Origin of the sequence: Mycobacterium angelicum (genome assembly GCF_002086155.1) — a bacterium.
Classification (GTDB): Bacteria; Actinomycetota; Actinomycetes; order Mycobacteriales; family Mycobacteriaceae; genus Mycobacterium; species Mycobacterium angelicum.
Genome location: NZ_MVHE01000057.1, coordinates 1 through 21,417, shown reverse-complemented (window position 1 = coordinate 21,417; position 21,417 = coordinate 1). Strand labels below are relative to the sequence as shown.

Here is a 21,417-nt window from a genome sequence, read left to right as displayed (position 1 = left end):
TCCGGGTACCCAGGTACCGCGAGGTTAAAGCCGGTCTTTGACCGCCGCGGACAACCGCGCCCCGTCCGCCTTGCCCTCGGCGATCACGGTGGCCGCCCTCATGACCTGCCCCATCTGCTTCATGCCGGGGCGCTCACCGATTTGCTCGGCGACCTGGGCGATGGCAGTGTCGACGACATCGGCGACCTCGGCATCGGTGAGCGGTGTCGGCAGATACTCATCGATGATCCGCGCCTCGGCGTGCTCGGTGGCAGCGAGCTCGCCGCGGCCATTCTGGGTGTAGATCTCGGCGGCCTCGGCGCGTTTGCGCGATTCCCTGCCCAGTACCTTGAGCACCTCTTCGTCGGAGAGCTCCTTGGCCTGCTTTCCGGATACCTCCTCGGTCTGGATCGCGGCCAGCAGCATGCGTAACGTCGCAGTGCGCAATTTGTCCTGCGCCTTCATCGCCTCGGTCAGGTCCGACCGGAGCCGGGATTTGAGTTCCGCCATTGCACGGACCCTACGCGCCTTACGTTGTGAAATTGCCCGACCGCCGACAGGATGGACGCCATGACCAACGACGACAGCCGCCACACCTGGTGAGCACGCTGCCGCCTGGTTATCCGGTAGAGCCACCGCCCGGGCCGGCTGGGTATCCCCCGGCGGGTTACCCGCCGGGGGGGTATGGCACACCGCCGGGGTATGGCCCTTACGGCCCGCCACCGGGGTACGGAGCCCAGCCCGGGTACGGCCCTTACGGTCCACCGCCGGGGTACGGCCCTTATGGGCCCCCGCCGGGTTACGGATCCCCGCCGGGTTACGGACCACCGCCGGGTTACGGACCACCGCTTGTCCCGGGCGCCGTCAAACCCGGGATCATTCCGCTGCGCCCGCTGACCTTGAGCGACATCTTCAACGGCGCGGTCGGCTATGTCCGGGCCAACCCGAAGGCGACGCTGGGCTTGACCGCCATCGTGGTGGTGATCATTCAACTGGTCACGCTGGCAGCCACGCTGGGCCCGCTGGCCGCGTACGGCAAGTTCTCGACGGCGGATCCCCAGGAGCTCAACGGCGGCGTCATCGGCGCCTGGGCGGCGTCGCTCGGTGGTGGTCTGCTGCTCAGCTGGCTGGGCGGCATGCTGCTGAGCGGCATGCTGACCGTGATCGTCGGGCGGGCCGTCTTCGGATCGCCGATCACCATCAGCGAGGCATGGGCCAAGGTGCGCGGGCGGCTGTTGGCGTTGCTCGGTCTGGCGCTGCTCGAAGGTGTGGGCGTGGTGGCGCTCGTCGGGCTGGTGATCGTCATCTTGGTCGGCGTAGCCGCCGTTGCCAACGGCGCTGCGGCCGTGCTCCTCGGTTTCCCGCTGCTGCTGCTGGTGGGGTTGTTACTGGCCTATCTGTACACCTCGCTCTTGTTTGCCCCGGTGCTGATCGTGCTGGAGCGGATGCCGGTGATCGAGGCGATCACCCGGTCGTTCGCGCTGGTGCGGGGCGGGTTCTGGCGGGTGTTCGGCATCCGCCTGCTGACCGGGCTGGTGGTGGGGCTGGTCGGGGGTGCGCTTTCGGCGCCGTTCAGCTTCGTGGGCCAGATACTGGTGGGTGTCGCCGGGTCCACCACCATGCTGCTCGTGGGCACGACGCTGTCGTCGATCGGCGGGGCGATCAGCCAGATCATCACCGCACCGTTTACCGCCGGAGTGGTGGTGCTGCTGTACACCGATCGGCGGATGCGTGCCGAGGCCTTCGACTTGGTCCTGCAGACCGGCGCCCTGAGCGGGACCGCCGCCGTCGAGTCCACCGACAACCTCTGGCTCACGCGGCCTTTCTAAGCGACCTGAGGACGGATTGACGGTGCCCTCCATCGACATCGACCGCGATGCCGCGCACGAGGCCGCGCAGCGCGAACTCAACAAACCGATCTACCCGAAAGACTCGGTGACCAAAGAGATCATCGACTGGTTCAACGAGCTGCTGTATCGGCTGCTGGAGAAGGCCGCCTCAGTGGATGGGGGGTGGCTGACCATCGCCGCGGTGCTCGCGGTCACGGCGATCGTCGTGGCCGTCGCCGTGTATATCGCCCGCCGTACCATGCGCACCAACCGCGGCGGTGATTACGAGCTTTTCGGGGCCGGTCAACTCACCGCGGCCCAGCATCGGGCGACAGCCGAAAGCTATGCCGCCGAAGGGAATTGGGCCGCAGCGATTCGGCACCGGCTGCGCGCCGTCGCTCGTCAGCTGGAGGAGACCGGGGTGCTCACCCCGGTTCCCGGCCGCACCGCCAACGAGCTGGCCACCGACGCCGGCGAGGCACTGCCGCACCTGACAGGCGAATTAGCCCGCGCGGCAACCACATTCAACGACGTCACCTACGGCGAGCGGCCCGGCACCCCAGAGGCCTACCGAATGATCGCCGACCTCGACGACCACATCCGCTCACGCGCCACCGGACCCGCAACGGTGGGCGAGCCCGCCGCGCTCGAGTCATGGGCGCAGGTTCGATGACTTCCACCGAACTGGCCCCCGCCCCGCCACGCCAGCGCCGGCCGTGGCGGGCAATTCTGCTCGCGCTGGCCGCGATCACGATCGTCGCCTCGATCACCACCTACCTGACGGCACCGCGGCCCGGCGGCACCATGGATCCCGAATCAACCAGCTCCGCGGGAGCTCACGCGCTGGTGACATTGCTGCGCGAGGGCGGTGTCGAGGTGGTGGTGGCCCACACCATCGCCGATGTCGAGAGTGCGGCGCGCTCCGGCTCGCAATTGCTGGTGGCCCAGACTCAGTACCTGACCGACAACATCTTGCTGGACCGGCTGGCGAAGGTTCCCGGTGACCTGTTGCTCGTCGAACCGACCTCCCGGACTCGCAACGCACTGACGCCGGGACTGCGCATCGGAAAGGCCGGGCCGTTCGACAGCCAGCCGGATTGTCAGCTGCGCGAGGCTATCCGGGCCGGCAAGGTGAAATTCGGGCCGACCGACACCTATCGGGCCAAGGGCGAGCTCGATTTGATCAGCTGCTACGAGGGCGCACTGGTCCGCTTTCGCGACGACGGCCGAACCATCACCGTGGTCGGCAGCAGCGACTTCATGACCAACGACGGGCTGTTGCAGGAGGGCAACGCCGCGCTGGCGATGAACCTCGCCGGCGCCCAGCCCCGGCTGGTCTGGTATGCGCCCGATCGCATTGAAGGTGAAAAGTCGTCTCCCTCTTCCATTTACGACCTGATTCCGGCGAACGTGACCTGGATCGTCTGGCAGCTGTGGCTGGTGGTGATCCTGGTGGCGCTCTGGAAAGGCCGGCGGATCGGTCCGCTGGTAGCCGAGGAACTGCCCGTCGTGGTCCGCGCGTCGGAAACCGTCGAGGGTCGCGGCCGGCTCTACCGGTCCCGCCGGGCCCGCGATCGCGCGGCGCAAGCACTGCGCACCGCCACCTTGCAGCGGCTGGTGCCGCGACTTGGCATCGGCGCCAACGCGGCGCCGCCGGCGGTGGTCATGACCGTGGCCCAGCGCTGGGGGGCCGATCCGGAGTTCGTCCGCTACCACCTGTTCGGCCCGCCCCCGGCGACCGACAACGACCTGCTACAACTTGCCCGTGCGCTCGACGACATCGAAAGGCAGGTCACTCACTCGTGACACAGACACCTGACAGTCCGCAAGCCGACTCGGCCCGTGCGGCGCTGCTGGCGTTACGCACCGAGATCGCCAAGGCCGTCGTCGGGCAGGAGGGCGTCATCAGCGGGCTGGTGATCGCGCTGCTGTGCCGCGGCCACGTGCTCTTGGAAGGTGTTCCGGGAGTGGCGAAGACGCTGATGATCCGGGCCATGTCGGCCGCGTTGCAGCTGGAGTTCAAGCGGGTGCAGTTCACCCCCGACCTGATGCCCGGCGATGTGACCGGTTCGCTGGTCTACGACACGCGCACCGCGGCGTTCACGTTCCGGCCGGGTCCGGTGTTCACCAATCTGCTGCTGGCCGATGAGATCAACCGAACTCCGCCCAAGACGCAGGCCGCGCTGCTCGAGGCGATGGAGGAGCGGCAGGTCAGCGTGGACGGCGAACCCAAGCCGCTGCCCGACCCCTTCATCGTCGCCGCGACGCAGAACCCCATCGAATACGAAGGCACCTACCAGCTGCCGGAGGCCCAACTCGACCGCTTCCTGCTCAAGCTGAATGTGACGCTGCCGGCACGTGACGCCGAGATCGCCATCCTGAGCCGTCACGCGCACGGCTTCGATCCGCGCGATCTGTCCGCGATCAAGCCGGTGGCCGGGCCCGCTGACCTGGCGGCCGGCCGCGAGGCGGTGAGTCAGGTGCTGGTCGCCGACGAGGTGCTGGGCTACATCGTCGACGTCGTCGGGGCCACCCGTTCCTCCCCCGCGCTGCAACTCGGCGTGTCACCGCGCGGGGCAACCGCGTTGCTGGGCACCGCCCGTTCGTGGGCATGGTTGTCCGGGCGCAACTACGTCACACCCGACGACGTGAAGGCCATGGCCCGCCCGACACTGCGGCACCGGGTGATGCTGCGTCCGGAGGCCGAACTCGAAGGTGCCACACCCGACGGGGTGCTGGACGGGATTTTGGCGTCGGTTCCGGTGCCCCGCTAGATGATCCTCACCGGACGTGTCGGCCTGCTGGCGCTGATCTGCGTCCTGCCGATCGCGCTATCCCCGTGGCCGGCAAGCACTTTCGGATTGCTGCTCGCCGGGCTGGTGTTGGCCGTGGTCGCCGACGTCGTGCTGGCGGCCAGTCCGCGCCGGCTGCGGTATACCCGTTCCCCCGATAGTTCGGCCCGGCTGGGACAGCCGGTGGATGCCGGCTTGGTCATCCACAACGACGGCCGCCGCCGGCTGCGCGGCCGGGTCCGCGACGCCTGGCCGCCCAGTGCTCGCGCGCAGCCGCGCACCCATCCGGTGCGGATCGCGCCCGGGCAACGTCAGCGGGTCGTCACCGCGCTGCGGCCGGTTCGCCGCGGTGACCAGCGCGCGGCCGCGGTGACGGCCCGATCGCTGGGCCCGCTGGGCTTGGCGGGACGGCAGAAGTCCGTCGTCGTGCCCGGTCAGGTCCGGGTATTGCCGCCGTTTCTGTCGCGCAAGCATCTGCCGTCACGGCTGGCGAAACTGCGTGAGATCGACGGGCTGCTGCCGACGCTGATCCGTGGCCAGGGCACCGAATTCGACTCGCTGCGCGAGTATGTCGTCGGCGACGACGTGCGCTCGATCGACTGGCGGGCAACGGCTCGCCGCTCCGACGTGATGGTGCGCACCTGGCGCCCCGAACGCGACCGGCGCGTGGTGATCGTGCTCGACACCGGGCGCATGGCCGCCGGCCGGGTCGGTATCGATCCGACCGCCGCCGATCCCGCGGGCTGGCCCCGGCTGGACTGGTTCATGGACGCCGCGCTGCTGTTGGCGGCGCTGGCGTCGCGGGCCGGCGACCACGTCGACTTCCTGGCCCACGACCGGGTGAACCGCGCCGCCGTGTTCGGCGCGTCGCGAACCGAGCTGCTGGCACAGCTGGTCGGCGCCATGGCTCCGCTGCAACCGGCCCTGGTCGAATCCGATTGGCGCGCAATGGTCGCCAATATAGTGCGGCGCACGCGACGGCGGTCGCTGGTGGTTTTGCTGACCGATCTGAACGCGACCGCGCTCGACGAGGGCCTGCTGCCGGTGCTGCCGCAGTTGTCGGCCAAACACCATGTGTTGGTAGCCGCGGTCGGCGACCCGCGGGTGGACCAGCTGGCGGCTGGGCGTTCCGATGCGGCTGCGGTGTACGACGCGGCGGCCGCCGAACGGTCGCGCAATGACCGGCGCGCTATTGCCACCCGTCTGCGCATGAGTGGGGTCGATGTGGTCGATGCGCCCCCCACCGAGATCGCGCCCGCACTCGCCGACCGCTATCTGGCGATGAAAGCTACTGGGCGGCTTTAACTTTTCGGTTCGGTTCGCCGAGTGCGAACTGGGCGACGCCGGGGCGGCGTGTCGCGTCGTGTGGTTCACAGTCGCGGCTAGCCGGTGGGCACCACGTCCGGTGCGTCCTCGATATCGCCGGTCTCGCCGGCTTTTACGGCGCGACGGCCGAAGTACACGACGTAGCACAGGAACGCCGCTTCCGCGAGCACGCCGATGGCGATCCGGACGAACGTCGGCAACGGCGACGGCGTCACGATCGCCTCGATCAACCCCGACACCAGCAACACCGCTACCAGCCCCACGGCGACCGACACCACGCCGCGGCCCTGCTCGGCCAGGACCTGCCCGCGCGGGCGGTCCCCCGGCGATATCACCGACCACCCCAGCCGCATCCCGACCGCCCCGGCCAGGAACACCGCCGTCAGCTCCAGCAGCCCGTGCGGCAGCAGCAGGCCCAGAAGCAGGCCGCCCTTGCCGGCCTGGAACATCAGGCCGCCGATCACACCCACATTGGCGGCGTTTTCGAAAAGCACGAACGGAATTGGCACGCCCAGCAGGACGGCCATGCCGATACACTTGGCAGCCACCCAGGAGTTGTTCACCCAGACCTGCAGCGCGAACGCCGCGGCGGGATGCGCGCTGTAATACGACTGCACGTCGTGGTTGACCAATTCGTCTATGTCCGTTGGGGTTCCGACGAGGGACTGCACTTCGGGGCTGTTGGCCACCCAGCCGCCGATCAGCACCGTGACGGCGAAGAACGCCAGCGCCGTCGCCAACCACCATCGCCAGGACCGGTAGGCGACCACCGGGAAGGAGACCGTCCAGAAACGAACGAACGTACTGCTCAGCGGGGCGTGTGCACCGGTGACCGCCGAGCGGGCGCGTGCCACCAGGCTCGACAGCCGGCCGATCAACAGTGAATCCGAGGACACCGAACGCAGCATTGACAGATGCGTGGACACCCGTTGGTAGAGCTCGACGAGTTCGTCTACTTCGGCGCCGCTCAGCGAGCGGCGCTTCTTGACCAACTGATCGAGCCGGTCCCAGGTGCCGCGGTGGGTCAGCAAGAACGCGTCGACGTCCACCCTGCGCAGCCTACCCAAGCCTGTACCGTTCCCAGGTATGTCGGAGGTGGTGACCGGGGACGCGGTGGTGCTGGACGTCCAGATCGCCCAGTTACCGGTGCGAGCGGTAAGCGCGATCATCGACATCATCGTCATATTCGTCGGCTACTTCCTGGGACTGATGCTCTGGGCGACCTCCCTGGGGCAGTTGGACGAAGCGTTGACCGTGGCGTTTCTGATCATCTTCACGGTGCTGGCGATGGTCGGCTACCCGCTGGCGATCGAGACGGCAACGCGGGGAAGGTCCATCGGCAAAATGGTGATGGGCCTGCGCGTGGTGTCCGACGACGGTGGCCCGGAACGCTTCCGCCAGGCCCTATTTCGTGCGCTGGCCTCGGTGATAGAGATCTGGATGATGCTGGGCAGCCCGGCGGTGATCTGTAGTCTGCTGTCGCCGAAGGGCAAGCGCGTCGGCGATCTGTTCGCCGGCACGGTCGTCGTCAGCGAACGCGGTCCCCGGTTGGGACCGCCGCCGGTGATGCCACCGGCGCTGGCGTGGTGGGCATCGTCGCTGCAACTGTCCGGACTGACGGCCGGCCAGGCCGAGGTAGCGCGCCAATTCCTTTCCCGTGCAACACAACTCGACCCTGCGTTGCGCGAGCAGATGGCCTACCGGATCGCCGGCGACGTGCTGTCGCGTATCGCCCCGCCGCCACCGCCGGGCGTTCCGCCGCAGCTGATCCTGGCCGCGGTACTGGCCGAAAGACACCGGCGCGAGTTGGCGCGGTTGCGCCCGATGGGCCCGCCAGTGGGATCACCCGTTCCGCAACCGGGACCCGTCTACTGGCCACCCGCTCCGCAGCAGCCGGCCCCGTGGCCGCAAACCGATCCGGCGCCGCCGAACACCGGGGGATTCTCGCCGCCGAGTTAGTGCGCGACCGTGAGCACCAGGATGGCGACGTCGGCGACCAATAGCGCCCAGCCGACCAGCGGGACCACAATTCCGGCCCGGCGCCGCGCGGTGAAGACCGACGCGGCGATGACGAGCAGGGCGATCACGGGCGGGCCATAGAACAAGACGTCGAAGTTGATTCCGCCGCCCAGGTTGGGGCACTGGCTCTGCGTGCAGGAATCGGTACTCATCACCGCCCCCAGTGCGAAGAGCATGACGATCGCCGCACCTGGAACCGTCAGCAGCGCCATCACCCAGTTGACCCAGATGCGCGTCTTGCTGCCGCCGCCGGTTGCGCCGTATCTGGGTTGGCTCGCGCTGCCGGGACCGGTCTCGATGGTCCGACGATTTCCGTTCATTGCTCAGGTGCTACCCGGCCAGAGCAGGATGCAAACAGGGGAGATTTCGCCTCGGGCGTAGTTGAGTGCGTTGCATCGCGTTAGTTTGCGATATATCGTGATACAAAGTGATATTCCGGAGACGCCCGGTGGGCAGCTCCTCGAGAGACTTAGGAACAGAGATGAACTTCACCCCTCCCAATGGACCTTTCGGCTTACCTGGCTTCGGAAGGCCCGGGCCGACACAGATGCGCGCCCTGCACGGTGCCAAGCGGCACGCACGGCGGGAATTCTTCGAGCACCTGCGCGACCACGCCGCCGATCAGGACGGCCCCTTCGGCTTCGGCGCGGGGGTCGGGCCTGGTTTTGGGCCTGGTTTCGGGTTCGGCCCCGGGGGTCCGCGTGGCGGCTGGCGCCGGGGCGGCGGACGCGGCCGGCGCGGCGATGTGCGCGCGGCCATTCTGGTGTTGCTCAGCGAGAAGCCGATGCACGGCTACGAGATGATCCAGCAGATCGCCGAACGCAGCAACGGAATCTGGAAGCCCAGCCCCGGTTCGGTGTACCCCACACTGCAACTCCTCGACGACGAAGGGCTGATCACCGCCAGCGAGAGCGACGGCAGCAAGAAGCTTTTCCAGCTGACCGACGAGGGTCGCGCGGCCGCCGAGAAGATCGAGACCCCGCCGTGGGATGAGATCGCCGAGGGCGTAGACCCCGGGCACCTCAACCTGCGTACCGCCGCACGCCAACTGTTCGGTGCTGTCGCGCAGTCGGCGCATACCGCCACCCCCGAACAGCAGCAGCGCATCGTCGAAATCCTCAACAATGCCCGCCGGGAGATCTACGGCATCCTCGGCGAGGACTGAGCCACTTGGCCGCGAGCGTGCGCAAATGTGCAGCCGAACCGGCGTGTCGGCGTACCAACACGCACGCTCGCGGCAGGCTACGAGACGTCGACCCAATCCAGGGTCCGCTGCACCGCCTTGCGCCACCCGGCATAGCCCGCGGCGCGCTGGTCGTCGCTCCAGGTCGGCGTCCAGCGCTTGTCCTCTTGCCAGTTGGCCCGCAGGTCGGACGGGTCGGCCCAGAAACCCACCGCCAAGCCCGCGGCGTACGCCGCGCCCAGGGCGGTCGTCTCGGCAACCACCGGCCGCACCACATCCACGCCCAACACGTCGGCCTGAATCTGCATGCAGAGATCGTTGCCGGTAATCCCGCCGTCGACCTTCAAGACTTCCAGCCGCACGCCGGAGTCTGCTTCCATGGCCTCCATCACATCGCGGCTCTGGTAGCAGATCGCCTCCAGCGTCGCGCGCGCCACGTGCGCATTGGTGTTGAATCGCGACAGCCCCACAATCGCGCCGCGCGCATCGGATCGCCAATAGGGAGCAAACAGCCCGGAGAATGCCGGCACGAAGTACACGCCGCCGTTGTCATCGACCTGGCGGGCCAGTGACTCGCTCTGGGCCGCGCCACTGATGATGCCCAGCTGATCGCGCAGCCACTGCACCGCCGACCCGGTCACCGCGATCGAACCCTCAAGGGCGTAAACGGGTTTGGCGTCGCCGAACTGATAGCAAACGGTGGTCAGCAGACCGTTGTCGGAGCGCACGATATTCTCGCCGGTGTTCAGCAACAGGAAGTTTCCGGTGCCGTAGGTGTTTTTCGCCTCGCCCGCGTCCAGGCATACCTGGCCGACCATCGCCGCATGCTGGTCACCGAGCATCCCGGTGATCGGCACCTCCCCGCCCACCGGTCCACCGTCCAACGTGACACCGTAGGGCTGCAGCGGCGACGACGGCTCGATCGCGGGCAGCATCTGGCGCGGGATGTCGAAGAACGACAGCAGCTCGTCGTCCCAGTCCAGCGTCTCGAGGTCCATCAGCATGGTCCGGCTGGCGTTGGTGACGTCGGTGACGTGCACGCCCCCGCGAGGACCACCGGTCAAATTCCACAGCACCCAGGTGTCCGGGGTGCCGAACAGGGCGTCTCCGTTTTCCGCGGCCTCGCGGACCCCGTCGACGTTTTCCAGGATCCATTGCAACTTGCCACCGGAGAAATACGTCGCGGGCGGCAGCCCCGCCTTGCGCCGGATCACCTCGCCGCGGCCGTCGCGGTCCAGTGCCGACGCGATGCGGTCGGTGCGGGTATCCTGCCAGACGATCGCGTTGTAATAGGGCCGGCCGGTCCGCTTGTTCCACACCAGCGTCGTCTCACGCTGATTGGTAATACCCAGCGCCGCAATGTCTTTCGGTGCAATGTTGGAAGTATTCAGCACCGACATCAACACCGACGCGGTACGCTCCCAGATCTCGACCGGATTGTGCTCCACCCACCCCGCCCGGGGCAGGATCTGCTCGTGTTCGAGCTGATGGCGGGCCACCTCCGCGCCTTCGTGATCGAAGATCATGCAGCGCGTGCTGGTCGTACCCTGGTCGATGGCTGCGATGAATTCGGCCAACTGCTCTCCTAACCGGTGACATCGGACAATGCAGGTTACCCGGGCCAAACTTGCGTAGTCGACGGTAAACCTGTTCCATCGGCTTTGTGGGCGAAGAGGTCAAGCGCACCACGTATAACCGCGCACATCGGCGGGAGTACCGGCGCAAAGTGCAGCAGTGCTTGGACGTCTTCGAGACGATGCTGGCGCAATGCAGTTTCGATTCCGATCAGCCGCTTACCGGCATGGAGATCGAGTGCAACCTCGTCGACGCCGACTACCAGCCCGCCATGTCGAACCGCAACGTGCTGGACGCCATCGGCGACCCGGCGTACCAGACCGAATTGGGCGCTTACAACATCGAATTCAATGTGCCGCCCCGGCCATTGCCCGGCCACACCGCTTTGGACCTGGAAAAGGAAGTCCGGGCCAGCCTCAACGATGCCGAGACCAAGGCCGGCGCCAGTGGATCGCACATCGTGATGATCGGCATTTTGCCCACCCTGATGCCACAGCATCTGAACGAGGGCTGGATGAGCGAGTCGACGCGGTACACCGCCCTCAACGAATCGATATTCAGCGCACGCGGCGAGGATATCCCGATCAACATCTCCGGCCCCGAGCCGCTGAGTTGGCAGGCCGCCTCCATTGCACCCGAATCCGCTTGTACCAGTATGCAATTGCATCTGCAGCTGGCTCCGGCGGATTTCGCTCGGTATTGGAACGCCGCCCAGGTGCTGGCCGGACCGCAGCTGGCGCTGGCCGCCAACTCGCCGTACTTCTTCGGCCACCAGCTGTGGTCGGAGACCCGCATCGAACTGTTCACCCAATCCACCGACACCCGGCCCGAGGAACTCAAGACCCAGGGCGTGCGCCCCAGAGTCTGGTTCGGTGAACGGTGGATCGACTCGGTTCTCGATCTGTTCCAGGAAAACGTCCGCTATTTCCCGTCGCTACTGCCCGAGGTGTCCGAGGAGGACCCGGCCGCCGAGCTGGCAGCCGGACGCACCCCGCATCTCTCCGAATTGCGGTTGCACAACGGCACCGTGTACCGGTGGAACAGACCGGTATACGACGTTGTCGATGGACGCCCGCATCTGCGATTGGAGAACCGGGTGCTGCCGGCGGGACCGACAGTTGTCGACATGCTGGCGAACTCGGCCTTCTACTTCGGGCTGGTGCACAGCCTGTCGCGCACGGAAGAGCCGCTGTGGTCGAAGATGCATTTCGCGGCGGCGCGCACCAATTTCCTGGCCGCCGCCAAGTACGGCATCGATGCCCGGCTGCACTGGCCGGGCCTGGATGAGATGACCACCCAGGATCTGGTGCTGCGCATCTTGCTGCCGATGGCCCACGAGGGTTTGCGGCAACGAGGCGTCGACGCCGAGGTGCGCGACCGGTTCCTGGGCGTCATCGAGGGCCGCGTCCGGGCCGGGCGCAACGGCGCAAGCTGGCAGGTGTCCACCGTGCAGGCCCTGGAAGCGGGCGGTCTGAGCCGACCGGCCGCCCTGGCGGGCATGCTGCGCCGCTACTGCGAGCACATGCACGCCAACGAACCGGTTCACACCTGGCCCTGCTGAACCGCGGTACGTTGGGACACATGACATCTGAGGTTATGGACTGGGACGGCGCATACAAGGAGCAAGGTGTCTTCCAAGGCCCGCCCCCGTGGAATATCGGTGAGCCGCAACCCGAGCTGGCGGCCTTGGTCGCGGCGGGAAAGGTTCGCAGCGATGTGCTGGACGCCGGCTGCGGCTACGCCGAGTTGTCGTTGGCTCTGGCTGCCGACGGCTACACCGTGGTGGGCGTCGACATCACTCCTACGGCCATTGCGGCGGCCACCAAGGCCGCGCAGGAACGCGGCCTGAGCAACGCCACCTTCGAGCAGGCCGACATCACTGCGCTCTCCGGCTACGACGGCCGCTTTGCCACCGTGATCGACAGCACGCTGTTCCACTCGCTGCCCATTGAGGGTCGCGACGGCTATCTGAGCTCGGTGCAGCGGGCGGCCGCGCCCGGCGCCGCCTTCTACGTGCTGGTCTTCGCAAAGGGCGCCTTCCCCGCGGCCATGGAAGCCAAGCCCAATGAGGTCGACGAGGACGAATTGCGCGCGGCAGTAAGCAAGTACTGGGAAATCGACGAGATCCGGCCGGCATTCATTCACGCCAATCCCATCGTCATGCCGCCCGAGGTAACCGGCGGAGTCGAATTTCCACCGCACGACCACGACGAAAAAGGCCGCTTGAAATTTCCGGCCTACCTGTTGACCGCACACAAGGCCGGCTGAACCCGAATTCGGTGACCGCGGCGCGGACACGAAATCGGTAAGCCACAAGCACACAGCCGATTGCACTAACGGTCGAGCGTGAACCCAACCGTGGACTTCGAGCTAAACCACACCGTTTACTCGGCCACCCGCGTCGAGTGTGAACTCCCGGCTTCGAGTGTGCACCCATGGCGCCCAAAACGCGGATTAGCCGCCATGAATACCCACTCAAAGCCACAGGCACACAGCCGATTCCACTAGCCGCAAAGCATGAACCCGACCGGGCTTCGAGTTAGGCCGAAGTCGCCGCGGTACCTTCGATCAGCGCTTCGGCGAACGTTTCCAGATCCTGCGCGGTGGTGTCCACGTGCGGCGAGACCCGCAGCACCGGCGCCGTTAACTCGTGTGGGGCGCGCGGTATTCCGGCATAGGTGGTCACGATGCGCCGCTCGGTGAGCAGCCACGCCTGCACCTCTTGCGGGTCGGCACCATCGAGTGCCGCCAGCGTGGTGATCGCGCTGGGCTCTTCGCACTCCTCGACCACCGCCCATCCGTCCACATCCGACAGCAGGGAACGGGTGATGTCACCCAGTTCGGCCAGCCGGGCCCGCACCGCTTCCGGCCCGGCCTCCAGGTGTTCGCCCAACGCGACCGAAAACCCAACTCGCGCAGCGACATTGGCTTCGCCGAAGCCCAGCTGCTGGGCCACCGATAACGAGGCAGCCCAGGCCGGCGCCGGCAGCCGTGGCGTCAACCGCTCCGCCAGCTCGGGTCGCACGGCCAGCACACCCACCCCGCGCGGGCCGGCCAGCCATTTACGCGACGACGAATAGGTGACGTCGGCACCCACCGCGCAATCGATATGACCCAGTGCCTGAGCGGCGTCCACCACCAGTGGTATTCCCAGCTGCTCGCAGAGTTCGGCCATCATCGCCAGCGGCTGCACGGTGCCGCGGTGGCTGGCCACCGGTGTCAGGTGCACCAGATCCGGCGGGTCCTCGTCCAACTCGAACGCCGCATCGTCGAGGGCCAGCCTGCCGTCGCCGAGGGTCGGCAGATGGCGCACGGCAAAACCGTGCGCAGCCATCACCGCCAGGTTCGGTCCGTACTCCCCGGGCAGACACGCCAGGGTCCGGCTTTCGGCCGGCCAGCCGCCCAGCAGCAGATCCAGCGCATTGAGCGAACCGGTGGTGAACACCACCTCGGCGTCGGGCATGCCGCACAGCGTCGCGACCGCGGCGCGTCCGGCGTCGAGCACCGGCGCGGCGGCCTCGGCGGCCACATAGCCGCCGACCTCGGACTCGTGCAGCGCATGCTTGGCGGTCGCGTCGAGCACCGCGAAGCTTTGGCGCGAACACGCCGCGCTATCCAGGTGTAGGCCGGCGACCGCGGGGCGGGCCGCCCGCCAGCGGTCGGCCAGCGGGTCGCTCACTTGGCGGCCAGCGATAACCCGAAGTCAGCGGCGTCGTCGGTCCACCACCGGATGCGACGCAATCCCGCCTCGGCCAGTTCGGCATTCACCGCGTCCGGCCGGAACTTGCACGAGACCTCGGTGAGCATCTCCTCACCGGCGGCGAAGTCGACGGTCAGCTCGAGCGCGGCGACGCGCACCCGTTGCCGACGATCGCAGCGCAACCACATCTCGATCCGCTCAGCTTCTGCGTTCCAGCGGGCTACGTGCCGAAAAGCGTCGACGTCGAAATCCGCGTCGAGTTCCCGGTTGATCACGGCCAGCACGTTGCGGTTGAACTTGGCCGTCACGCCCGCGGCATCGTCGTAGGCGCGCACCAACCGGCCGGTGTCCTTAACCAGGTCGGTGCCCAGCAGCAGACTGTCGCCCGGCCGCATCACCCCGGCCAGCGTGGCCAGAAATTCCGCGCGCGGCCCGGGCGTCAGGTTGCCGATCGTGGACCCCAGGAAGACGAACAGCCGGCGGCCGCCCTGCGGAATCTCGGTCAGGTGTTCCTCGAAATCGCCACAGACGGCCTTGATTTCGACGCCGGTGTATTCGCGCTGAATCGCGCTGGCGGTGGCCGACAGCACGCTGGCGTCGACGTCGAACGGCACGAATCTGGCCAGCGATCCGCGATCGCGCAGCGCGTCCAACAGCATCCGGGTCTTCTCCGAGGTTCCACTGCCCAGCTCGACCAGGGTGTCGGCAGCGCTGGCCGCTGCAATCTCGGCGGACCTGCCACGCAGGATGGCGGCCTCGGCCCGGGTCGGGTAGTACTCCGGCAGCCGGGTGATCTGATCGAAGAGATCACTGCCGACCGAGTCGTAGAACCACTTGGGCGGCAACGATTTCGGGGTCCGCTGTAAGCCGTCGAATACGTCGCGGCGCAGCGCGAGATACGCCGAGTCCTCAGCAAGGTGGTTGGACAGCGACAGCGTCATCAGACTCCTTTCAAGTCCAGCGCGGTAATGGCGACGCCGCCGGCGGTGACTTCCACCAGGTGGCGGTCCGGCACGTCTTCCCAATCCGGGTCGTCGTCGTAGGGCTCGCTGGCCAGCACCACTCCGTCGGCGCGGCGCAGAATCGACAACGTGTCGCCCCACGCGGTTGCGATCAGCCGAGACCCGTTGCCCGCCAGAATGTTCAGCCGAGCTAGCGGATCGGCCATGCCGATCTCGACGATCGTGTCGGCCAGAGCATCCATGCCACGCTCGAAGATGGCTGCGGCCAATATCGCACTGTCGCAAACGGATTCGGCCCCGGCGCCGGCCGGCAACACACTCCGGTCGACCACACCGTTGTGCGACAACAGCCACTGGCCGTCGGTGAACGGCGCGGTGGCACTCACCTCGATCGGCATGCCGACTGTCGCCGAGCGCACCGCCGCCACCACACACTGGCTGCGCAACGCCGGCGCCACCGATTCGAACGACGTCTCACCCCACAGCGGCGCCGAACTGCGCCAGCGCCGCGCGACCCCGTCATCGAAAAAGCCCACACCCCAACCGTCGGCATTGAGCAGGCAGTGCTTTTGCCGCCGCGGCGCATACGACTGCACCCGCAGGCTTTGCGGTGGGTCCAGCACGAGAGAGGACACTGTGACGTCCGCGCCGAGCCAGCCCAGGTGTCGGCACATCAGAGCGACCAGGCCAGCCGGACGCCGGAGAAGATCTGACGACGGTACGGGTGATCCCAATTACGGAAGCTGGGCCGCAGAATGGCCGGCTCCACCGCCCATGACCCGCCGCGCAGCACCCGGTAATCGCCGTCGAAGAACGGCTGCGAGTAGCGCTCGTAGATCATCGGCACGAAGCCGGGCCAGGGCCGAAGCGGCGAGCTGGTCCACTCCCACACATCCCCCAGCATTTGCTCGGCGCCGAAGGCCGAAGCGCCGGACGGGTAGGCACCCACCGGAGCCGGGCGCAGCGCGGCGCCGCCCAGGTTGGCGCGGTCCGGGGCGGGTTCGTCGCCGCCCCACGGGTAGCGGCGCCGGCTTCCGGTCGACGGATCCCAGGCGCAGGCCTTCTCCCACTCCACCTCGGTGGGCAGCCGCGCACCGGCCCACGCCGCGTATGCCTGCGCCTCGAAGTAGGTGATGTGTTGCACCGGCTCGTCGGCCGGAATGTCCTCGACATAGCCGAATCGGGTGCGGGTCTCGCCGTCGGAATTCCAGAATTGCGGCGCGGTCAGGCCGGCTTGCTGGCGATGTTGCCAACCGCGATCCGACCACCACTGCGGCTGGTGATAGCCGCCGTCGGCGATGAAGTGCAGCCATTCGCCGTTGGTGACCGGGACTCGGCCGATCCGGAACGCGGGGACGTCCACGACATGGGCGGGACGTTCGTTGTCCAGCGAGTACGGTTCGGTCGCGGCGTCCACCCCCAGCACGAACGGCCCCCCGGGTACCAGCACCGACGTTCCGGCCAACTCCGGGCGCCCCGCGGGCAGTGCGGAGGTTTCGCTGAGCAGCGGCGCGCCGGTGCGCAGGTTCAGCGCCTGCAGCATGGTTTCGTTGTGCTGGTTCTCGTGGCTGATCACCAACCCGAACTGGAAGTCGCCGGCATGCTCGGGCAGTGCGTCCAGCGCGTCCAGGGCAGCCGACCGCACCGTCTGGCAGTAGGAGCGCGCCCGCTGCGGGGTCAGCAACGGCAGGTCCACCCGGCTGGCGCGGTTGTGCTCGAAGGCGTCGTAAAGACTTTCCACGGCCGGCGGCAGCATTCCGGGCCGGCGTGGGTCGCCACCGCGCAGCAGCCACAGCTCCTCCTGCTGGCCGATATGTGCGAGATCCCACACCAGCGGGCTCATCAGCGGGTCGTATTGCCGGCGCAACTCGCCGTCGTCGAAGTCAACCAGCCGCAGCGTCCGCGTCCGGGCCCGCTCGAGGTCCTCGGCCAGCCTTTCCCGTGAGGTCACGGCTCCCCTTGCGCCAGCAGCGCCACCGTCGGCGCGATGCCGTGCTCGATGACCCGGTCGGAGAAGTCGTCCGCCGGACACCGGCCCTGCTCGACGTTGCGCATCAAGCGCTGCATCGGCTCCGTCAGAGCGGCGGGCGCCCACTCGGCCGCAATAGCCACACATCGGTTGGCCGCGGCGTAGAGCCGCTTGTCGCCCAGGCCGATCCGGGCCGCGATATCCCAAGCGGTGGCCACCGGCTCGACGGCCGCGGCCGCCGCGTCGGCCGCGATCGGGTCGTCGAGCAGGGTCACCAGAGTGAACACCATCGCGGGCCAGACCGCGTCGGGCAGGCTGTCAAGGTAGCGGACTTCCAGCCACTGACGTGGCCGTACCGGGGGGAACAACGTAGTCAGGTGGTATTCCAGATCGGCGACGGTGGGGCGGCGGCCGCCCAGCAGCACCCGGCCGTCCACCCAGTCGGTGAACGGCACGTACTCGGTGACCGCGGCAGCCTCTTGGGTGTCGGCGCTGCGGACCATCATCACCGGCGCCTTGAGTGCGTAGCGGGCCCAGTCGGTGCCCGGGTCGTCACCGCTGGCGCCGAGGATAGGGCCGCAGCGCGCCGAGTCCATCTGGCCCCACACCCGCTGCCGAGTCGACTGCCAGCCGGAAAACTCGCCGCTCAGCATCGGGGAGTTGGCGGCGATCGCGATCATCGTCGGCCCCAGCGCATGCGCCAGCCGCACCCGCGCCGCCCAGTCGGCCTGCGGGCCGGCATCCAGGTTCACCTGGATGGACGCGGTCGAGGTCATCATCGCCGCGCCCGCGGCCCCGCTGTGACTGGCGGCGAAGAACTGTTCCATGGCGCGGTACCGCGCACCCGGGTTGACCCGCTGCTGCGGGCGCAGCGGATCGGCCCCCAGGAAGACCAGTCCCAGGCCGGCGTCGGCGAAAGCGGACCGCAATACCGCCTGGTCGCGGGCCATGCCCTCGATGGCCGCCGGCACGCCGTCGACGGGTGGGCCCGACAGCTCCACGGCGCCACCCGGCTCAACGCTGACCACGCTGCCGCCCGGTAGCGGGCTGAGCCACTCGAGCACGTCGGTGATTTCATCCCAGCTCGGCCTGCGCAGCGGCTCGGCCGGGTCGAAACAGTGGGCTTCCATTTCCAGACCGACTCGCCCCAGCGGGCCGTCGACCAGACAGCCGTCGGCGATGTACTGGGCGGCGGCGGCAAAAGTGGTGATCTCGGTGTCAGCCGGGCAAGCGCTATCCAGCTGGGCGGCCGCGGCGGTGATGGCGCCGAACGTCATATCACGATCCCTCCGGGCCCGGAGCATCCGTCGCAGACCCCTGGTTGCGCAGCTATACGAACGATAGCCGCCACCACTTCATCTTCCAGATCGCACCGACATATTCCCGTGGCTACTGGCCCAGCGTGTTCTGCATCGCGCCGGCCAGCACGTTGACCGCCGGGCCGGCGTTGCCAGACTGGCAGACCTTGGCCTGCAGCAACACGTTTTCGCGCAGCCGGGTTTGAACGAAGCATCGGCGATCGGTGTCCGCTTCCTGTTTGGTCCACGCTTCGTCGGTAGCGGAGGCCGGCCCCCCGGTGAAGGACCACACCTGCGTGGTCCCGTCATCGAAGTGCACCGCCGTGGTCTGGCCCGAGCAGCCCACCGTCCGGTCGACGACACGGTGGAACGCGCGGTCCGCGGCCTCGTTGGTGGCGAACACCCCGACCGCCTGCTTAACCAGGTGCGTTGGGTCGGTGGCGGACGTCTGCGTGGTGGCGCCGTTGAATGACGCCAGGTCGGGGTCGTTGTACACCTCGGGCAACCCGATGTCGGCCCAGTTGTTGCACTCCGGCACGTCAACCCATTCACCCTGGAAGGGCTGGGTGAACATCGATTCCCAGCCCATCGGGCCGCCGACGATATTGCCCACCGAGCCCTTGCCGAGGACGGCGTAGTTCACCACTCCGGGTTCCGACGGATGCGCGTTCGCAGCCGGGGCAACAAGAAGGGCCGCGATGGACAGCGTCGCCGCCGTGACGGCGAACCGTACGTGACCGTCCATCGTCGCCGGGCTAGACCTTGGCCGAGACGTCGACGTCGATGTTGCCGCGGGTCGCCTTGGAATACGGGCACACCTGGTGGGCCTGGTGCACCAAGTCGTCGGCGGCGCTCTGCTCGAGGCCGGGCAGGTAACCGACGATCTTGCCGGTGAGCCCGAAGCCGCCTTCGGAGTCCTTGCCGAATCCGATCTCGACGGTGACGCTGCTGGCGTCGTCCAGCTTGACCTTCGCCTTGCCGGCCACCAGCCGCAGCGCACCCAGGAAGCACGCGGCGTAGCCGGCGGAGAACAGTTGCTCGGGGTTGGTGCCCTCGCCGTTGCCGCCCATCTCTTTCGGCGGACGGGTTTCCAGGTCGAGGCGACCGTCGTCGGACCGCACGTGGCCGTCACGGCCGCCGCCGGTAGCGGTGGATTCGGTGGTGTAAACGACTTCGATGCTCATGGGCTCGATCATGCCAGCCCGGTAAAAGTCACCCCAGGTTCGCCCGAACCCCTTCCTCGACTTTCTTACCGAGGTCGGCGTCGACGTTGCGCCAGTACTCGAACACCCGCGACAGCACCGGCTCCTGCACGCCTTTGGAGACGTGACCAATGATGTTGTGGGCCAAGCGCTCCCGGGCCGCGTCGTCGAGAACTTGGCGGACCAGCGTGCCGGCCTGTCCCCAGTCGTCGTCCTCGGCGCGCAGCGTGTAAGCGGCGCGGACCATCTCGCCGTCGGCGTACCAGCGCACTTCAGCGGCACGCACCGGGTCGGCTTGCGGGCCCGCGTAGGAGTTGGGTGCATAGACCGGGTCGGAGACGTTGTTCATCCGCATCGCCCCGTCCTTGGAGTAGCTGTGCACCGGCACCTTCGGCGTATTCACCGGTATCTGCTTGTAATTGGTGCCCAGCCGGGCCCGGTGGGCGTCGGAGTAGGAGAAGCCGCGGGCCAGCAGCATCTTGTCCGGGCTCAATCCGGTGCCGGGCACGAAGCTGTTCGGTTCGAAGGCGGCCTGCTCGATCTCGGTGTGGTAGTCGGTGACGTTGCGATTCAGCGTCAGCTTGCCGACGTCGATCAACGGGTAGTCGCCGTGCGGCCACACCTTGGTCAGATCGAACGGATTGAACCGATAGGTCTTGGCGTCCTCGAACGGCATGATCTGCATCTTGAGCGTCCAGCTCGGATAGCTCCCGCCCTCGATGGCCTGATAGAGGTCGCGTTGGTGGTAGTCGCCGTCCTCACCGGCCAGCCGGTCGGCATCCTGCTGAGTGAGGTAATCGATGCCCTGATCGGTGATGAAGTGGTATTTCACCCAGAAGATCTCGCCGCCGGCGTTGATCCAGCTGTAGGTGTGGCTGCTGTAGCCGTTCATGTGGCGCCAGCTTTTGGGGATGCCCCGGTCCCCCATCAGCCAGGTCACCTGATGCGCCGACTCCGGTGAGAGGCTCCAAAAGTCCCACTGCATGTTGTTGTCGCGCAAATTCGTTGCGGCCATCCGCTTTTGCGATCGGATGAAGTGCTGGAACTTCAATGGGTCGCGCATGAAGAAGACCGGAGTGTTGTTGCCGACCATGTCGAAGTTGCCCTCCGACGTGTAGAACTTCAACGCGAAACCACGGGGATCGCGCCAGGTGTCCGGGCTGCCGCGCTCTCCGGCGACCGTCGAGAACCGGATCAGCGTGTCGGTCTTGGTGCCGGGCTGGAACACCGCGGCCCGGGTGTATTGGCTGACGTCGTTGGTCACCTCGAAATGACCGAATGCGCCGCCGCCCTTGGCATGCGGCTGTCGTTCCGGGATGCGTTCCCGGTTGAACATGGCCATCTGCTCGATCAGGTAATGGTCGTGTAGCAGGATCGGGCCGTCGGGTCCGATGGTCAGCGACTGGTCGTCACTGGGCGCGGGGGCCCCGGCGTCAGTGGTGGTGTAGCGCTGCGTCATTGGCTCTCTCCCTCGAGTACGGCGCTAGGGGCGGGCCGGCGGATTGCTGGGCAGCGTGCTGGGCGTCGGAGTCGGCGGCTGGAGCGGACCGGGAGCACCAGCCCCGGGCGGCGGGGGGCCGGGC

The 21,417-nt window shown here is 67.5% G+C and carries 21 protein-coding genes; 9 read left to right on the top strand and 12 right to left on the bottom strand.

Annotated elements, in window-relative coordinates; translation table 11 throughout:
• Positions 1-24: 24 nt before the first annotated feature.
• Positions 25-489 carry a GatB/YqeY domain-containing protein gene (locus BST12_RS22960; RefSeq protein ID WP_083115559.1) on the bottom strand — a complete coding sequence of 155 codons (465 nt, stop codon included), beginning with the start codon at positions 487-489 and terminating at the stop codon, positions 25-27.
• On the opposite strand from BST12_RS22960, the gene BST12_RS22955 reads away from it, so the two are divergent.
• Genes BST12_RS22955 through BST12_RS22935 form a run of 5 tightly spaced genes read left to right on the top strand, consistent with a single transcriptional unit; the run spans position 489 to position 5,905 of the window.
• Positions 489-1,808 carry a DUF7847 domain-containing protein gene (locus tag BST12_RS22955; RefSeq protein WP_372511016.1) on the top strand — a complete coding sequence of 440 codons (1,320 nt, stop codon included), beginning with the start codon at positions 489-491 and terminating at the stop codon, positions 1,806-1,808. The two genes, BST12_RS22960 and BST12_RS22955, sit on opposite strands and share 1 nt — an antisense overlap.
• Positions 1,809-1,830: 22 nt before the next feature.
• Positions 1,831-2,481: a DUF4129 domain-containing protein gene (locus BST12_RS22950; RefSeq protein WP_083115558.1), complete on the top strand. Its 651-nt coding sequence runs from the start codon at positions 1,831-1,833 to the stop codon at positions 2,479-2,481.
• Positions 2,463-3,614 (top strand): DUF4350 domain-containing protein, encoded by a 1,152-nt coding sequence (locus BST12_RS22945; RefSeq protein WP_083115557.1) that lies wholly within the window; start codon positions 2,463-2,465, stop codon positions 3,612-3,614. The genes BST12_RS22950 and BST12_RS22945 overlap by 19 nt, the downstream gene beginning before the upstream one ends.
• A complete protein-coding gene (locus BST12_RS22940) occupies positions 3,611-4,582 on the top strand; it encodes an AAA family ATPase (protein WP_083115556.1) in 972 nt (323 codons plus the stop codon). Before BST12_RS22945 ends, BST12_RS22940 begins: the two co-directional genes overlap by 4 nt.
• On the top strand, positions 4,583-5,905 hold the full coding sequence (locus tag BST12_RS22935) for a DUF58 domain-containing protein (RefSeq protein WP_083115555.1): 1,323 nt from the start codon (positions 4,583-4,585) through the stop codon (positions 5,903-5,905).
• Between the two features lie 77 nt (positions 5,906-5,982).
• Here BST12_RS22935 and BST12_RS22930 read toward each other — a convergent pair whose 3' ends face one another.
• On the bottom strand, positions 5,983-6,975 hold the full coding sequence (locus tag BST12_RS22930; RefSeq protein ID WP_083115554.1) for a stage II sporulation protein M: 993 nt from the start codon (positions 6,973-6,975) through the stop codon (positions 5,983-5,985).
• A gap of 37 nt (positions 6,976-7,012) precedes the next feature.
• Between BST12_RS22930 and BST12_RS22925 the strand changes: the two genes are divergently transcribed.
• Complete coding sequence (locus BST12_RS22925; RefSeq protein ID WP_083115553.1) at positions 7,013-7,885, top strand: RDD family protein; 873 nt, start codon at positions 7,013-7,015, stop codon at positions 7,883-7,885.
• Here BST12_RS22925 and BST12_RS22920 read toward each other — a convergent pair.
• Entirely contained in the window at positions 7,882-8,265 is a 384-nt protein-coding gene (locus BST12_RS22920) for a hypothetical protein (RefSeq protein ID WP_083115552.1), read from the bottom strand. The genes BST12_RS22925 and BST12_RS22920 overlap by 4 nt on opposite strands.
• A gap of 161 nt (positions 8,266-8,426) precedes the next feature.
• Between BST12_RS22920 and BST12_RS22915 the strand changes: the two genes are divergently transcribed.
• Positions 8,427-9,110 (top strand): PadR family transcriptional regulator, encoded by a 684-nt coding sequence (locus BST12_RS22915; protein WP_083115551.1) that lies wholly within the window; start codon positions 8,427-8,429, stop codon positions 9,108-9,110.
• Positions 9,111-9,187: 77 nt separating this feature from the next.
• Here BST12_RS22915 and glpK read toward each other — a convergent pair whose 3' ends face one another.
• A complete protein-coding gene (glpK, locus tag BST12_RS22910; RefSeq protein ID WP_083115572.1) occupies positions 9,188-10,735 on the bottom strand; it encodes a glycerol kinase GlpK in 1,548 nt (515 codons plus the stop codon).
• 56 nt (positions 10,736-10,791) lie between these two features.
• Between glpK and BST12_RS22905 the strand changes: the two genes are divergently transcribed.
• The gene (locus BST12_RS22905) at positions 10,792-12,264 is read left to right on the top strand and encodes a glutamate-cysteine ligase family protein (RefSeq protein ID WP_083115550.1); all 1,473 of its coding nucleotides are present in this window, start codon (positions 10,792-10,794) and stop codon (positions 12,262-12,264) included.
• 20 nt (positions 12,265-12,284) lie between these two features.
• Positions 12,285-12,971, top strand: coding sequence for a class I SAM-dependent methyltransferase (locus tag BST12_RS22900; RefSeq protein WP_083115549.1), 687 nt, complete (start codon positions 12,285-12,287; stop codon positions 12,969-12,971).
• A gap of 271 nt (positions 12,972-13,242) precedes the next feature.
• On the opposite strand, the gene egtE is transcribed toward BST12_RS22900, so the two are convergent.
• The 8 genes from egtE to BST12_RS22860 all read right to left on the bottom strand — a co-directional run bounded on the left by egtE (position 13,243) and on the right by BST12_RS22860 (position 21,293).
• Positions 13,243-14,382 carry an ergothioneine biosynthesis PLP-dependent enzyme EgtE gene (egtE, locus tag BST12_RS22895; protein ID WP_083115548.1) on the bottom strand — a complete coding sequence of 380 codons (1,140 nt, stop codon included), beginning with the start codon at positions 14,380-14,382 and terminating at the stop codon, positions 13,243-13,245.
• Complete coding sequence (egtD, locus tag BST12_RS22890; protein ID WP_083115547.1) at positions 14,379-15,344, bottom strand: L-histidine N(alpha)-methyltransferase; 966 nt, start codon at positions 15,342-15,344, stop codon at positions 14,379-14,381. The genes egtE and egtD overlap by 4 nt, the downstream gene beginning before the upstream one ends.
• Positions 15,344-16,039 (bottom strand): ergothioneine biosynthesis protein EgtC, encoded by a 696-nt coding sequence (gene egtC, locus BST12_RS22885; protein ID WP_083115546.1) that lies wholly within the window; start codon positions 16,037-16,039, stop codon positions 15,344-15,346. Before egtC ends, egtD begins: the two co-directional genes overlap by 1 nt.
• Positions 16,039-17,316 carry an ergothioneine biosynthesis protein EgtB gene (gene egtB / locus BST12_RS22880; protein ID WP_083115545.1) on the bottom strand — a complete coding sequence of 426 codons (1,278 nt, stop codon included), beginning with the start codon at positions 17,314-17,316 and terminating at the stop codon, positions 16,039-16,041. Before egtB ends, egtC begins: the two co-directional genes overlap by 1 nt.
• On the bottom strand, positions 17,313-18,611 hold the full coding sequence (gene egtA / locus BST12_RS22875; protein ID WP_083115544.1) for an ergothioneine biosynthesis glutamate--cysteine ligase EgtA: 1,299 nt from the start codon (positions 18,609-18,611) through the stop codon (positions 17,313-17,315). Before egtA ends, egtB begins: the two co-directional genes overlap by 4 nt.
• Before the next feature lie 112 nt (positions 18,612-18,723).
• Positions 18,724-19,377, bottom strand: coding sequence for a sensor domain-containing protein (locus BST12_RS22870; protein ID WP_083115543.1), 654 nt, complete (start codon positions 19,375-19,377; stop codon positions 18,724-18,726).
• 10 nt (positions 19,378-19,387) lie between these two features.
• The gene (locus BST12_RS22865) at positions 19,388-19,816 is read right to left on the bottom strand and encodes an organic hydroperoxide resistance protein (RefSeq protein WP_211281341.1); all 429 of its coding nucleotides are present in this window, start codon (positions 19,814-19,816) and stop codon (positions 19,388-19,390) included.
• 28 nt (positions 19,817-19,844) lie between these two features.
• Complete coding sequence (locus BST12_RS22860) at positions 19,845-21,293, bottom strand: catalase (protein WP_083115541.1); 1,449 nt, start codon at positions 21,291-21,293, stop codon at positions 19,845-19,847.
• Positions 21,294-21,417: the final 124 nt, after the last annotated feature.